At 61.8% G+C, this 14,580-nt stretch carries 13 protein-coding genes; 7 read left to right on the forward strand and 6 right to left on the reverse strand.

The features are described 5' to 3' along the window. The 4 genes from EOL86_06775 to EOL86_06790 all read right to left on the reverse strand — a co-directional run. On the reverse strand, nucleotides 1–404 hold a 404-nt coding region (locus tag EOL86_06775), incomplete at its 3' end, for a DUF1016 family protein (GenBank protein NCD25277.1). Continuing rightward, nucleotides 404–3,901: a DUF3883 domain-containing protein gene (locus tag EOL86_06780; GenBank protein ID NCD25278.1), complete on the reverse strand. Its 3,498-nt coding sequence runs from the start codon at nucleotides 3,899–3,901 to the stop codon at nucleotides 404–406. The genes EOL86_06775 and EOL86_06780, both read right to left, overlap by 1 nt. 270 nt (nucleotides 3,902–4,171) lie before the next feature. Then, nucleotides 4,172–5,764, reverse strand: a complete 1,593-nt coding sequence (locus tag EOL86_06785) for a DEAD/DEAH box helicase (GenBank protein ID NCD25279.1) — start codon at nucleotides 5,762–5,764, stop codon at nucleotides 4,172–4,174. 243 nt (nucleotides 5,765–6,007) lie between these two features. Beyond that, on the reverse strand, nucleotides 6,008–7,375 hold the full coding sequence (locus EOL86_06790; protein ID NCD25280.1) for a PAS domain-containing protein: 1,368 nt from the start codon (nucleotides 7,373–7,375) through the stop codon (nucleotides 6,008–6,010). A 270-nt stretch (nucleotides 7,376–7,645) separates the two neighbouring features. Between EOL86_06790 and EOL86_06795 the strand changes: the two genes are divergently transcribed. From EOL86_06795 to EOL86_06825, 7 genes are all read left to right on the forward strand, one after another. Continuing rightward, a complete protein-coding gene (locus tag EOL86_06795) occupies nucleotides 7,646–7,870 on the forward strand; it encodes a hypothetical protein (GenBank protein NCD25281.1) in 225 nt (74 codons plus the stop codon). A gap of 39 nt (nucleotides 7,871–7,909) precedes the next feature. Continuing rightward, nucleotides 7,910–8,131, forward strand: a complete 222-nt coding sequence (locus EOL86_06800; protein ID NCD25282.1) for a hypothetical protein — start codon at nucleotides 7,910–7,912, stop codon at nucleotides 8,129–8,131. A 15-nt stretch (nucleotides 8,132–8,146) separates the two neighbouring features. Then, nucleotides 8,147–9,148, forward strand: coding sequence for an arsenic resistance protein (locus tag EOL86_06805; GenBank protein NCD25283.1), 1,002 nt, complete (start codon nucleotides 8,147–8,149; stop codon nucleotides 9,146–9,148). A gap of 24 nt (nucleotides 9,149–9,172) precedes the next feature. Further along, on the forward strand, nucleotides 9,173–9,709 hold the full coding sequence (locus EOL86_06810; GenBank protein NCD25284.1) for a universal stress protein: 537 nt from the start codon (nucleotides 9,173–9,175) through the stop codon (nucleotides 9,707–9,709). Beyond that, complete coding sequence (locus EOL86_06815; GenBank protein ID NCD25285.1) at nucleotides 9,706–10,650, forward strand: 4Fe-4S dicluster domain-containing protein; 945 nt, start codon at nucleotides 9,706–9,708, stop codon at nucleotides 10,648–10,650. The genes EOL86_06810 and EOL86_06815 overlap by 4 nt, the downstream gene beginning before the upstream one ends. After that, nucleotides 10,643–11,059, forward strand: coding sequence for a FeS-binding protein (locus EOL86_06820; GenBank protein ID NCD25286.1), 417 nt, complete (start codon nucleotides 10,643–10,645; stop codon nucleotides 11,057–11,059). The genes EOL86_06815 and EOL86_06820 overlap by 8 nt, the downstream gene beginning before the upstream one ends. A gap of 95 nt (nucleotides 11,060–11,154) precedes the next feature. Then, a complete protein-coding gene (locus EOL86_06825) occupies nucleotides 11,155–12,093 on the forward strand; it encodes a putative 2-dehydropantoate 2-reductase (protein ID NCD25287.1) in 939 nt (312 codons plus the stop codon). A 196-nt stretch (nucleotides 12,094–12,289) separates the two neighbouring features. Here EOL86_06825 and EOL86_06830 read toward each other — a convergent pair whose 3' ends face one another. Then, nucleotides 12,290–13,849 carry a glycerol-3-phosphate dehydrogenase/oxidase gene (locus EOL86_06830; protein NCD25288.1) on the reverse strand — a complete coding sequence of 520 codons (1,560 nt, stop codon included), beginning with the start codon at nucleotides 13,847–13,849 and terminating at the stop codon, nucleotides 12,290–12,292. 73 nt (nucleotides 13,850–13,922) lie between these two features. Beyond that, on the reverse strand, nucleotides 13,923–14,580 hold a 658-nt coding region (locus EOL86_06835; GenBank protein NCD25289.1), incomplete at its 5' end, for a response regulator.

Genomic DNA, 14,580 nt, shown 5'->3' on the forward strand with positions numbered 1-14,580 from the left:
TGTGCAGACACTGTCTGCACAATGTCGGCCTCGTCAGATCCTCCGGGCAGAGTTTGGGACAGCCCGGCATCAGCGGATTTTGCAGACAGTGTCTGCAAAATTCGTGACGCGGGCCAGGCGTGGTAAAAGGCTCGCATCTGGGTGAGATTTCTCCAGCCAAATCCCCGGCCGAACTGCCGGCTCAGATCTTTACCCAACCGTCTGATAAGTTCATCCCCATACCCGGCCCGTTTTTCTCCATCCTGCTCGCATTCAACGATCCTGCGACCGACTTCCCAATATGTGGCGGTCATGAGCGCGTTGACGCTCCGCGCGGCCGCGCTGCGGGCGGATTCGAGGAGCGCGACAATGTTGTCGTGGAGACCGGGGTAGACGTCTGCGGCCGGCTGCATTTCGTCTGACATCATAACGCCGCCCTCCGCAATAATTCCTGCAAATCCAAATTGATGCTGGTCACGGCCCAATCCGGCTCCTGGGTAAAGGGTTTGTGCACGTAATACGGGCCGTCGCAGGTGGCTCCATCCACCAGCACAATGGCCAGAACGAACTTGTCCTGCTGGTTCAGGCCATAGAGGATTTCGTTGCGGGTCACGGTGACGGTGGTCGCGCCCTTGGCCCGGCCCTTGACCTCGATGTGTCGGGGCTCCGGCTGGCGGCCATCCCGCATGGGCGGGTAGGAGGTCAGATCCCAGCCGCACTTCTGGGCCGAAACATCAACCACCGCGCAGCCTCGGGCTTCCTCGGCGCGGCGCACGGCGTCCATGGCCATCTGTTCCACACGGGCGCGGGCCTGGGCATCGACCGCAAATAGGGCCGGGTCTGGTGTTTCCCCTTTCAGCCTGGCCAAGAGTGCGCCGGGCACGACCAGGGCTCCGCCCAAGGCCATGGGCGTGGCCGACTGCACATGGCGCATGGCCTGGAGTTCCTTTTTGCGATTCTCCAGCCGTCCTTCCAGATCGGCGATGGTCCGCCGGGCGTTTTCGATGTTCAGGCGCACATCCTTGCCGGCGTCCTTGTCCTCCTTGAGCTTCAACCAGCGGTCAGTCCAGAAATCAATTTCCTTGGTCAGTCGTTCGTGCACGGCGGCCAGGGTTTTATCGACATAGGCCATGCGCCGTCCGGCCACTTCCTGAAAATGATCCGGGGCCAGACGTTCCGCGGCCAGGGCCAGGGCGCGTTGTTCCAGGCCGGTGGTCATCCACGGGGCATCCAGAATTGAGTCCAGCAGCGGACGGTCCGCCACGGGCAAGGCCTCCAGATCCAGATGTGGCGCCCATCCGGCAAAGGTCGCGGCTCCGGTCGCATCGACGCGCACGAACTGCATGCGTTTGGACAGGGTCTGGCCGTCGCCGGAGGTGATCTCGTGGGTCAAGAGGAACAATAAATACGGTTCGCAGCTCTCCTCGGCCGGGTCCACCAGGACGGAGCCTTGGCGCAGCAGATTGGCGTGCTGCTCCAGGATGAGGTCACACATCGACAGCATGAGCGGATGCCCTGGATGAAGCAGTACCGCCGGGGTGCTGCCGGTGATGGCCAGGGGCTGGATGGCGTCCTTGGTGAAACAGACGCGCTCATAACGTTTCAGGACCGGTGACGGATCGCGGCGATTGCGGCCGGTGATGCGGCGGTCGCGCTCATGAATGCTGGCCGGAACATAGGTGATCTCGAAACGTCCGGCCTCGCGGGGATAGATGGAACCGGACAGAGCCGAAAAAGCCTTCATGAAGAAGGAGCGCACAAAATAGGGCTGCAAACGGCGGGCTTCGGCCTTGTCCATTTCCTCTTTGACGGCAAAGAGGCGTTCGGGGCTCATGGTTTCCTGGGCCAGGGCGTTGCGGTTGACGATCTGCCACAGGCGGTCCAGATCAAAAGCGACGTCCATTTTTTGATTCAATTGCTCCCGCCGCTCGGGTTGGTCGCCATATCGGATGGCCTGCATGAGCAGATCCTTGAGGCTGGTGTCCTCGAAAACTTCGCCCAGAATGTCGAACACGCGGCCTTGGAGGGCTTCGCTGGCGATCTCCAGCTTTTTTAAGAGCCGGTGATAGACCTCGCCTTCGCGGGTTTCCTTGGCCACTAGGTTCCACAGGTGGCAGACCTCGCGCTGACCGATACGATGGATGCGGCCAAAGCGCTGCTCCAGGCGATTGGGATTCCACGGCAGGTCGTAGTTGACCATGAGGTTGGCGTTCTGGAGGTTCACGCCTTCACCGGCGGCATCCGTGGCCAGCAGAATGCGCACATCCGGGTCGGACCGGAACAGAGCCTGGATTCGCCGCCGTTCGTCACGATGGGTGCCGCCGTGGATGGTCGCCACGGCATCCGGGTTGCCGATGACCCCGGAAATTTTGCGCTGGAGATAATTGAGGGTGTCGCGGTGCTCGGTGAAGACAATCATCTTGCGATGCCGGCCGGTCACGTCGCGCATATGCGGATCGTTTTGCAGGATGCGCGAAAGTTCATCCCATTTGCGGTCCTGGCCGGAGTGCACGACCTCCTTGGCCTGGCGCTCCAAGCCTTCGAGAATGACAATTTCCGCCTGGAGTTCGCCGATGGTGTTGGCCGTGGTGGCTTGATCCATGAGGCTCTCTTCCAAGAATTCCTGCTCATCAGCGGGCAGATCGTCGTCATCATCCGGAATCTGGTCGAAGACCGTCCCCACCAGACGCTGGCCGCGAGCGCCGAGACGCTCCTCGCGCAGACGATTTTCCAGGCGTTCCCGGCGTCGCTTCAGGGATTGAAAAATGGCTTCCGGGCTGGAGGCCAGACGGCGTTGCAAGGCGGTCAACGCAAAGCCCACCGAACCTTTGCGCTTGCCGTCGAGTTGGTCGGCCTTGCCCATTTCCGTGCGCACATATTGGGTCACGGCCTCGTACAGGGCGGCCTCGATGTCGGACAGCGTATAATTGACCGTGTACGCGCGGCGCTCCGGAAAGAGCGGGGTGCCGTCGAATTTGACCAGCTCTTCCTTGACCATGCGGCGCATGAGGTCCGAAGGATCGACCTTGTGCACGCCGTCGCGGAATTTGCCGTAAAATCGGTCCGAGTCCAGCAGCGACATAAAGAGTTGAAAGTCCTCTTCCTTGCCGTTGTGAGGCGTGGCGGTCATGAGCAGAAGATGCCGGGTGGTTGCCCCAAGATTCTCGGCCAGGGTAAAGCGCTTGGTGCGTTTCACTTCCTGGCCGGAGAAATGGGCGGCCAGTTTGTGCGCTTCATCAAAAATGACCAAGTCCCAAGAACAGGTGAAGAGCTTGGCTTGCAGGTCTTCGTTGCGCGAGATCTGATCCAGACGCAGAATGAGTTGGTCGTTATCTTCAAAGGCGTTGCCGCTGGGCGAGGCCTGTTCCAGCATGGTGGAGAAGACACGGAACTCCAGGCCGAATTTCTCGAAGAGTTCGTCGCGCCACTGCTCAACCAAACTGCCAGGGGCGACAATGAGCACGCGGCGGGCATCGGCACGCAGCAGGAGTTCGCGGATGTACAAACCGGCCATGATGGTCTTGCCCGCGCCGGGGTCATCGGCCAGCACGTAGCGCAGGGGCTGGCGGGGCAGCATGGATTCGTACACGGCGGTGATCTGATGCGGCAGCGGGTCTACGTTGGAGGCGTGGACGGCCATCATGGGGTCAAACAGAAAGGCAAGGTCAATGCGCTTGGCTTCCACGGCCAGTTTGAAGGACTCGCCGTCGCCATCAAAGCTCCACGGGCGACCCTGGGTGGCAGGCTCCAAGGCCGGTTCGTCACTGCGGGTCAGGAGCCGGTCCTTGAGTGCTCCAGCTGTGGTCTTGTAAATGACCTGCACCGCGCCTTCGGCAATGGGGACCACGGCAATGAGCGAGACAATGTCCGTGGGTTCGAGGCCGACGATGCTTTGGCCGGACTTCAGGTCTTCAAGCCGCATGTGACGCGCTCCTGGGTTTCAGATGCATCCGATACGAATGGAAGGATATTGCTGCAAAAAATTGCATGAAGGCTCGTAAGCTCGGACTGTAACCATTTGTCAACACAAAGATTTGTATGACAAATTACTTTCAAAACACCTGAGAGCGCGGCCATCGTGGCCGCTTTCATACGGGCGAGATGACCGCGCTCCCAGGGATGACTCGGTTTTTGATCGGAAAAGGAATTACGGCAAAAAGAAAGGCCGCGCAGGATTGCGCGGCCTTTTGCGTTATTTTCTGGGAGGCGCGGAAGGTCGGCCCTTGGCCTTGGTGAAGACCAGGCCGCCGTCCTTGCCCCGGCGGTTGAACATGGACAGGACCTTTTCCGCCTCCTGGAAGGGCAGGGAGACAAAGGCGAAGGTTTCCATGATTTGGATGTCCCAGACCTTGCGCGACGGGATGTGGCAGTTCTCGTCCAAAAAGGTCAGCAGACGCTTGGGGGTCAGGCCGTCCTTGCGTCCCTGGGTCACGAAGAGGCGGGTCTTGCCCTTCTTGTCGACGACAAAGGCGTCCTCGATTTCCTTGTAATTGGAGGCGTCCAGTTCTTCCTGGAACATGTACTGAAGCAGGGCGGCCAGGGTTTCGCGCGGCTTGCTCTGGTCCAGCAGCTCCTGGGCCATGCCCAGGAATTCCAGTTCGGGTTCCGTGGCCACGATGGTTTTCAGCTCCGCCCGGATGCGATCCTTCTTCATGCCGATGACGTCGCTGACCTTGGGCAGCCGCGCCTTGCGGATGTCGGTCTTGGCCTGTTTGCTGATGAACTGCAGGCGCCGGTACTCCGAGGGCGTGATGAAGGTGATGGCGATGCCTTCCTTGCCGGCCCGGCCGGTGCGGCCGACACGGTGCACGTAGGATTCCGGGTCGTGGGGCAGATCGAAGTTGATGACGTGGGTCAGGTCGTGGACGTCGATGCCGCGCGCGGCCACGTCGGTGGCCACGAGAATGGTGATGAGCCGCTTCTTGAACTTGCCCAGAATCTTTTCGCGCAGACTCTGGGAAATGTCCCCGTGCAGGGCGTCGGCGTCGTAGCCGCGCTCCGTCAGACGTTGGGCCACGGCGTCGGCGTCAACCTTGGTCCGGGCGAAGACCAGTCCGTAAAAATCCCCTTCCATGTCGACGATCCGGCACAGGGCCTCGAATTTATCGGCCGCCGAGACCTCGAAATAGATCTGGTCGGTCTGGGTCGCGGTCAGTTGCTCGGACACGGCCCGGATGACCTCGTAGTCGCCCATGTATTTCTTGGCGATGCGCAGGATTTCCGGGGGCATGGTCGCGGAAAAGAGCATGGTCCGCTTGTCCGGGCCGGTCTGGTCCATGATCTCGCGGACATCGTCCAGAAAGCCCATGTTGAGCATCTCGTCGGCCTCGTCCAGGATCAGGAATTTGATCCCGGACAGGTTCAGGCTGCCCCGGCGCAGGTGGTCGAGGACCCGGCCCGGCGTGCCGACAACCACGGACACGCCTTTTTTCAGGCTGCGGAGCTGGATTTCCATGGACTGGCCGCCATAAATGGGCGTGATGGACACGGGGCGGCCGCCGCGCAGGGAGTTGATCTCCTCGGCCACCTGGATGGCCAGTTCGCGGGTCGGGGCCAGGATGAGGGCCTGCACGGAGCGCAGGCTTTCGTCGAGCATTTCCAAAAGCGGCAGGCCGAAGGCGGCCGTCTTGCCCGTGCCGGTCTGGGCCTGGGCGACAATGTCATGGGTGCCGGCCAAAACGGCCGGGATGGCCTTGGCCTGGATGGGTGTTGGCTCTTCAAAGCCCTTGCGGGACAGGGCCTGGATGGTCTGTTCGGACAAACCCAAGTCGGAAAACGTGGTCATGAGACTCCCTCGCGGGCCGTGGGCCTCGCGGTCATTAAGATTGCCCGGCTCTGGAACCGGGCCGCAACCGTGAGGCCGACTGTCCAAGACGGGGAGAACGCATTTCGGGAACACCGAATCTGGGGGCGAAAACGCTGAAGATGGTCGCGGAAGGGAAAGCCCTTTTGAGAAATGCCCAGAGTCAATACGTGATCGCTGGGCGTTTGACAATGAAAATTTATCGTGTCCGAAGCGCGGATCGCTTCAGCCGTTTCGGGCCAGGCCATAGCGTTTCATCTGGCTCCAGACGCTTGTCCTGGAAATGCCCAGGATTTTGGCCGCTTCGGACTGGTTGCCGCCTGACTCGTGCAGGGCCTGAATCAGCCGCTGTTTTTTGATGTCGTTCAGGCTGCCACTGGCTACGGGTATGGCGTTGGTGGTTAAATGTCCGCCGCCGATGTCGGCGGGCAGGTCGCGCGGCTCGATCCAGTCCGACTTGCAGGCGACCATGGCGTATTCAAAGGTGCTGCGTAATTCGCGGACATTGCCTGGCCAGGAGTGGCGCAGCAGCAGGTCCATGGTCCGTGGGGCGATGCCGTGCACGTTCTTGCCGGACTTGAGCTGGATGCGCCGGAAAAAGGATTCGGCCAGCAGGGGAATATCCTCGCGACGTTCGCGCAGGGGCGGGATGGGAATGGGGATGACGTTGATGCGGTAGAAAAAGTCCTGGCGGAAACGGCCCTGGTCCATGAGCTGGCGCAGGTCGCGGTTGGTGGCCGTGATGATCCGGGCCTGGACCGGAATGGACTTGTGATCGCCGACGCGCTCGATGGCCTTTTCTTCCAGCACGCGCAGCAGCTTGACCTGGGTGATCAGGGGGAGATCGCCGATTTCGTCCAGGAAGATGTCGCCGTCGGCGGCGCTCTCGAAGCGGCCGACGCGGTCCTTGTGCGCGCCGGTATAGGCGCCCCTGACGTGGCCGAAGAGTTCGCTTTCCAGCAGGGCCTCGTTCAGGGCCGCGCAATTGACCTTGACGAAGGGCTTGTCCCGGCGCGGTCCGGCCTCGTGGACGGCCTTGGCGATGAGTTCCTTGCCCGTGCCGCTCTCGCCCAGAAGCAGGACCGGGGCGTCGATCTGGGCGACATCGTCGATCATGTCAAAAACCCGCTCCATGGCCGGGGAGCGGCCGATGAGTCCGTGAAAACTGTCCGCCCCGGACAATTCACGGCGGAAAATTTCAATCTGGGCCTCCTTGTCCATGAGGTCCGAGATGTCGGTGATGGTTTCCACCGCGCCGATGACCGTGTCGTTTTCGTCCTTGAGCACCGAGGCGTTTTTGATGACATGCACCTTTGATCCGTTCTTGCGCACGATTTCGCAGTGCTGTTTGTGCAGCGCGCCGCGCTGGAACATGGCGCACCAATGACAGCCGGCCGCGCCCCTGGCGATTTCGCAGGTGGAACAGCCCAGCACGGAACATGGCGCGCCGAGCAGTTCCTCGCGGCTGAAGCCGGAGATGTCCACCAGTGCCTGATTGGCGGACACAATGCGTCCCTGGGGGGTGACGATCATGACGCCGTCCTGGATGGTGTTGACCACGGTTTTCCAGTATTGGTTGAGGTAGCTGTCCATGGTGTGTCCTGTTGAGTTTTTGTACAGTGTTTTGTTTTTGTGTTTATATTTTTAACTACAACCTGGCAATCTGTCTTTGTCCTTGACGGTAAAAAATGTGTTTTGAAAATTATTCCTGCAAATTCAATGGTTTTGTTTTTTGGTATGTATGGCCACGGCCGTGTGTCCGGCTGGCATGGTCTTCGCTCTGGCCTAATGTGGGTGGCGGGTGTTATGGTGGCGCAAACGGCCTTGGTCATCCGGTACGGACTCGGTTTTAGGGGAAGCACCATGGAAAAGATCGACCTGCGTGATTCCATCAATTTTTTGTCCATGCTGCGGGCCTGCGCGGCCATATCCGCCCTGGCGCCGGGCGCGTGTCTGGCCATTGTCAGCAATGACGACGACCTGCTGCCGGACCTTCGCCGCGTTCATCCCGAGTGCCGGTATCAGCCCTTGCCGGTTTTTGCCGGCCGACCCGGCGACTATGCCTTTGGAGTGGAAAAAACGTTTTGATCGGCTTTGGCCGCAACCATAACCCAAGCGAGGTGGCGTATGAGTTCGACGAGAGTGACCTGTCCGTATTGCGAAAAGAGCGTGGCCGTGGATGCCGCCGTGACGTATGAACCCATTTTTCAGACCTGTCCGGCCTGCGGTCGCCGGTTTATTGTCGAGCGCACGGCCGACGGTGTCCGTGCCCTGCGTGAAAAGGACGCGCCGTGCATGAGCAATCCTGATTGTCGGGACGTGGAAATGAGCGGGTCCTGCGAGGAGTAGAGGAGAAGCGAGCCCATGTGGAAGTTTTTACAATCGATTTCCAAGAATCTGGTGTTGGCCATTCCCGCGACCATGGTTTTGGGCTTCGGCTCCGGCCTGGTCGGGGATATGGCCTGGTTGAAAAGTCTGATCATGCCGTTCACCTTCCTCATGGTCTATCCGATGATGGTCACCCTCAAGGTCCGGGAAGTGTTTTCCGGGGGGGACATCAAGGCCCAGGCCATCACCCAGGTGGTTAATTTCGCCATCGTGCCGTTTTTGGCGTATGGCGTGAGCTGGCTTTTTTTTCGCGATGAGCCCTATATGATGCTTGGTCTGCTTCTGGCCGGGTTGGTGCCGACCAGCGGCATGACCATTTCCTGGACCGGTTTCGCCAAGGGGAACGTCGCCGCCGCCGTGAAGATGACGGTTATCGGCCTGACCTTGGGCTCGCTGTTGACCCCGGTCTATATTCAGGCCCTGCTCGGCGCGACCGTGGAAATGGACATGGGCGCCGTCTTTGGCCAGATCGTGCTCATTGTTTTTCTGCCCATGGTTTTGGGATATGCCACGCAGCGTTATCTGGTCGGCCGGTACGGGCAAAAGGATTTTGGCGAGCGTTTCGCGCCGCGTTTTCCGGCCCTGTCCACCCTGGGGGTGCTGGGTATTGTCTTTATCGCCCTGGCGCTCAAGGCCCGGACCATTGCGGCCGCGCCCACGGTGTTGCTTCAGATTTTGGCGCCCCTGGCCATCATTTATGCCGTGAATTTCGCCCTGAGCACGGTTCTGGGCCGGGTCCTGCTGCCGCGTGGTGACGCCATCGCCCTGGTCTACGGCACGGTCATGCGCAATTTGTCCATTGCCCTGGCCGTGGCCATCAACGCCTTCGGGGTCCAGGGTTCCGACGCGGCCCTGGTCGTGGCCCTGGCCTACATCATTCAGGTCCAGTCCGCGGCGTGGTACGTCAAACTGACCAACAGGCTGTTCGGCCCGGCCCCGGCTCCATCCGGCGGTCCCGCGCCAGCGGCGGCCAAATAACCCATTTCCGAGCAAGGAGACATCATGCTGCCGTCTATCAAACGCATTCTCTACGCCACGGACCTGTCCGAGAGCGCCCGCCGCGCCCTGCGTTACGCCGTGTCCATGGCCCGCTGCCATGGCGCGGACCTGACCATCATCCACGTTGTTCCCGATTTGCTTGAAACCATGAGCGAGGACGCCGGGTTTGATCTGCACGAGGCCATGGACGAGCAGGCCTGGCGGGATTTGAACTCCAGGGGCAAGACCCGCGCCTTGGAGACCGCCCGCGGCCGGGTGCGGGAAATGGCCGCCGAGTGCGCGACCGACGATCCGGCATGCCCGGTGGCCCGGGCCGACATCAGGATCGAGCAGGGCGATGCCGCCGCGCGCATCCTGGACGAGATCGCCACCGGCCGGCACGACATGGTGGTCATGGGCGCCCACGGCCGGGGCGAGATCATGGACATGCTTTTTGGTTCCGTGGCCCGCAAGGTTGTGCGGCGCAGTCCCGTGCCCGTGCTGACCGTGCGTCTGCCCGAAAATTCCGATCAATGCTCCGAATCCGTGGAGAAGCAATGAAAGTGAATCGCCGCTCCTTTTTTGCCGGGAGTCTGGCTTTGGCCGCCGGAAGCCTGCTTCCGGCGGCGGCCCAGGCCCGGCCCGAGGAACTGGCCACGCTTCTGGACCTGTCCAAGTGCATCGGCTGCGGCGCCTGCGTGGAGGCCTGCCGGGAGGCCAATGCCCAGAAGTTCCCCGAGCCGGAAAAACCTTTTCCGCCCATGTATCCGTCCAAGGTCAAGGCCGCGGACTGGTCGGACAAACGCGACGTGGTTGACCGGCTCACGCCCTACAACTGGCTTTTTATCCAGACTGTCAGCGGCGAATACAACGGCAAGCCTTTTGAGCTGAACATTCCCCGACGTTGCCTGCACTGTCAGAATCCGCCCTGCGCCAACCTTTGTCCCTGGGGCGCGGCCGCCAAGGACAGTCGCGGTATCGTGCGCATCAACGACGAGATCTGCCTGGGCGGGGCCAAGTGCAAGGACGTCTGCCCCTGGCATATTCCGGAGCGTCAGACCGGTGTCGGCCTGTATCTGAAGCTGGCTCCGGGCTTTGCCGGCAACGGGGTCATGTACAAATGCGACCGCTGTCAGGACCGCGTGGCCGCCGGCGGCATCCCGGCCTGTATCGAGGCCTGTCCGGAAGGGGTTCAGACCATCGGCCCGCGCGCCGAAATTCTGGCCCAGGCCAAGGATCTGGCCGCGAAAACCGGCGGGTTCATTTATGGGGAAACGGAAAACGGCGGCACCAATACCTTTTATGTTTCGCCCGTGCCTTTCGACGTGCTCAACGCGGCCCTGACGCCGGAACCGGGACGGCCGCATCTGGCCGCCGTGGGCAATCCTTTTTCCACGGAAGATCTGTTGGCGCGGGCCGTCTATGCCGCGCCCATCGTCGGGGCCGTGGCCGGGGTGTTGCATCTGGTGCGCGGCGCGACCACGGAGGATGACCATGAATAACGTCGCGCGCGTTGTCTTCCAACTGCTGGTGGTGGGACTGCTGTTCACCGGATTCGCCCAAATGCCCATTTTCGCCCGCTATTATCTGGCAGATGTGCCGGGTTTTGCCTGGACCGCCGACTATTATCTCAATCATGTCCTGCATTACGGTCTGGCCATTGTCCTGCTGGCGTTTCTGGGCTGGCGCGCTGTTTTGTCCTGGCGGCGACCCTGGACCGTGGGCGGAATGCTTCTGGCCGCATGTTGGGTCGGCGTGGCCGGGACCGGCCTGGTGCGGGTCATGAAGAATCAGCCCGACGCCTTTTTCCCGCCGGATGTGGTCATGTGGGTGGACTGGGGGCATTTGGCCCTGGTCATGACTCTTGGCGTGGTGGCCCTGGGCTTGTGCCTGGGGCGGCGCGGGGTCTGACCGGCGCCGGCTTGCCAACCACCCCGTGACCTTGCTACCGGACCCCTCTGATGCCGGGCCCCGCCCCGGACTCCACCATCACGAGGGATATCAATATGATGAAGATCGCCATCATCGGGTCCGGTGCCATTGGCGCTTTTTACGGCGCCCGCCTGCTTCAGGCCGGACACGAGGTCCATTTTCTGTTCCATTCCGACTATGCCCACGTCAAAACCCATGGTCTTCGTGTTGATTCCGTGGACGGGGACATGTTTTTCCCCCAGGTCAGCGCCCATGCCCGCCCCGAGGACATGCCGGTCTGTGACCTGATTCTGGTGGCCACCAAGGCCACCACCAATGATTTGTTGGGCGACTTGTTGCGTCCGGTCTGCGGCCCGGAAAGCACCGTGGTCTTGATGCAGAACGGCCTCAACGGCGAGCGCCGCGTGGCCGACCTCGGTTTGGGCGCGACCATTCTGGGCTGTCTGTGCTTTGTCTGCTGCAACAAGATCGGTCCCGGTCACATCACCCACATTGAATACGGTCAGGTGTTGCTTGGGGTCTATCGGGCCGACGAAAAGCCGGCCGGCCTGACCCCGGAGCTGGAGCGCGCGGCCCAAGCCTTCGAGGGCGCGGGTATCACGGTGGATAGAAGCCCGGATCTGATTTTGGCCCGTTGGCGCAAACTGTTCTGGAACATCGCCTTCAACGGCCCCTGCGCCCTGCTGGGCGCGACCACGGATTTGGTGGTGGGGTGTCCGGCCACGCGCCAACTGGCCGTGGAGCTCATGGCCGAGGTCCGGGCCGGGGCAGCCGCCGTGGGCCGGGACATCCCGGAATCGTATGTTCAGGATATCCTGGCCTTCACGGACAAAATGGCCCCGTACAAGCCGAGCATGATGCTCGACGCCGAGCACGGCCGGCCCCTGGAAGTCGAGGCCATTTACGGCGAGCCCCTGCGCACGGCCCAGGCCCATGGCGTGGAACCGCCGGTCATCCGTACCGTGTACCGCCAGCTTTGTTTTTTGGATCAGTGTGTGCGTATGAAGCGCTGAGTGGCAGGGTATTGCCCGAAAAACGCCCCGCGTTGAAGTTGCAACGCGGGGCGTTTTTCGTGGGATGTCCGACGGCGTTGTTTCCCATGCGCGGCCCGAGCCGGTGGTTGTCTACGTGGATGACGGCCACTTGGGTGTTGGAACTTTTTTGAATACCTGGACTCTAGGGTGTCGCGGAAGGTGGGACGCCGCCACGTTAGGTCGCCAGGTAGGTTTGCGCCAGTTCCCGGAAGGCGGTCACTTCGCTGTCGATCCAGTCTTCACCGTGTCCCAGCTCCTCGGCCATGAGTCTGGCCACGTCGGGTGCGATATCCATGCTCGCGGCCGCGTCGAGAACAAGGGCGCGGGTGCGGTGGCGGAGCACGTCGGACAAGGTCATGGCCCATTCCCGGCGCACGGCCCAGACCACCTCGGCTCGCAGATAGGGCAATTCATGGTGCAGGGGAGCGCCCAGGTCCGGATTTTGGCGGATCAACTCCCGCAGCTCCCCGATATCGCTTCCATGGACAGACAAATGGTTCTTGGGGTCCAGGCCGCTGATCCAGCCGTGCAGAGGCAGGTTTTCCGTTTTGCAGGCGTGCGGCGGCAGACCGGCGAAGCGCGCGGCCTGGGTGATCGTGTCCTCGGCCATTTTGCGGTAGGTGGTCCATTTGCCGCCAGCGATGGTCACCAAGCCGCCTTGGGAGATGGTCAGGTGGTGGTCGCGGGACAGGGACGAGGTTTTGTCCTCGCCCTCGACCCGGATCAGGGGGCGGATGCCGGCGAAGACGCTCAGGATGTCGGCGCGTTTCGGATCGCGGGCCAGATAGCGGCCGGCGTGTTCGAGGAGAAAGTCGATTTCCTCGTCCATGGGGCGCGGTTCCGGAGTAGGGGCGTCCAGGGGGACGTCCGTGGTGCCGACCAGGACCCGGTCGTGCCAGGGCACCAGAAAAATGACCCGACCATCGTCGGTGTGCGGCACCATGATGGCCGTGTCGCCAGGCGAGAAGGATTTGTCCAGGACCAGATGAATGCCCTGGGACGGGGCGATGAGCCGGGTGGCGGCCGCGTCGTCCAGGCGTCGAATTTCGTCCACGAACACGCCCGTGGCGTTGATGACGACCTTGGCCTTGAGATGGCGAATCGTGCCGGTCAGGCTGTCCTCGATCTCAACCCCCCGGATCTGACCGTCCGCGTCCTTGGCCAGTCCGGTCACGGCCATGTGGTTGACGGCCAGACCGCCCAGGTCCTCCATGGTGCGGGCCAGGGTGATGGCCAGGCGGGAGTCGTCGAATTGTCCATCGTGATAGATGACGCCGCCGCGTAGATCCGTGGGTTCCAGGTTGGGGATCATGTTCAGGGTTTTGGCCCGCGATAGGATGCGCGACCGGCCAAAGCCGAGTTTTCCGGCCAGCATGTCGTAGAGTTTGAGCCCCACGCCGTAAAAGGGGCGCTCCCACCATTTGTAGTCCGGTACGACAAAAGCCTGATTATGGACCAGATGCGGAGCGTTTCCGAGGAGGATGCCGCGTTCGTGCAGGGCATCCATGACCAGGGCCACGTTGCCTTGTTGCAGGTAGCGCACGCCGCCGTGGACCAGCTTGGTCGAGCGGCTGGATGTGCCCTGGGAAAAATCGGCTTTTTCGAGAAGCAGGGTGGCATAGCCCCGACTGGCCGCGTCCACGCCGCAGCCAAGGCCGGTGGCGCCGCCGCCGATGACGATCACGTCCCAAGAGGTCTGGGCGTCGACCCTGGCAAGAAGATGTGATCTGGGCATCATGACCTCCGGCGGGAGCGGGCCGCCGGCGGATGTTACCGATTGGCGGCCCTGGAGTTGGTGGTGATCTCGTCTAGACCCACGGCAGGGGGGAGTCCGTTGCCGGGGATCGTCCATGCCGGCGGACAACGGCTTCCACGGCGCGCATGTCCACGGGTTTGGTCAGATAGTCGGTCATGCCCGCGCACAGGCAGTCGGCCTTGTCCTTGTCCGAGGCAAAGGCGGTCAGGGCGATGATCGGGATGTCGGCATTGGGCCCCTCCGCGCGGGCGCGGATAGCCCGCGTGGCGCCGAGTCCGTCCAGATTGGGCATTTGAATGTCCATGAAAACCAGATCAAGGCATTCGACCGAGGCGATGGCCACGGCTTTCAGTCCATCCTCGGCCTCGCGCACCTGGGCGCCGGCGCGTTCGAGCATCCATCTCAGGGCCAAGCGGTTGATGGGGTCGTCATCCACGATCAGGATGGATCGAGCCGCGAGCGGTGTGTCCGGGATGTCCTTGACGGTGCTTTCCGGAATTTCCGAGGCCAGATCAAAGGGGAGGCAGACATAGAAGGTCGAGCCCTGGCCTAGTTCGCTTTCCACGACAAGCTGTCCACCCATGAGGTCGACCAGTTTGCGGACAATGGCTAGGCCCAGGCCCGCGCCTTCCTGCTCCGGGTTCCTGGCCAGACCGCTTTGCGTGAACATTTCGAAAATATCCTGGATCTTTTCCGGAGGAATGCCGATG

The sequence above is a fragment of the Deltaproteobacteria bacterium genome (genome assembly GCA_009930495.1).
Lineage (GTDB): Bacteria > Desulfobacterota > Desulfovibrionia > Desulfovibrionales > Desulfomicrobiaceae > Desulfomicrobium.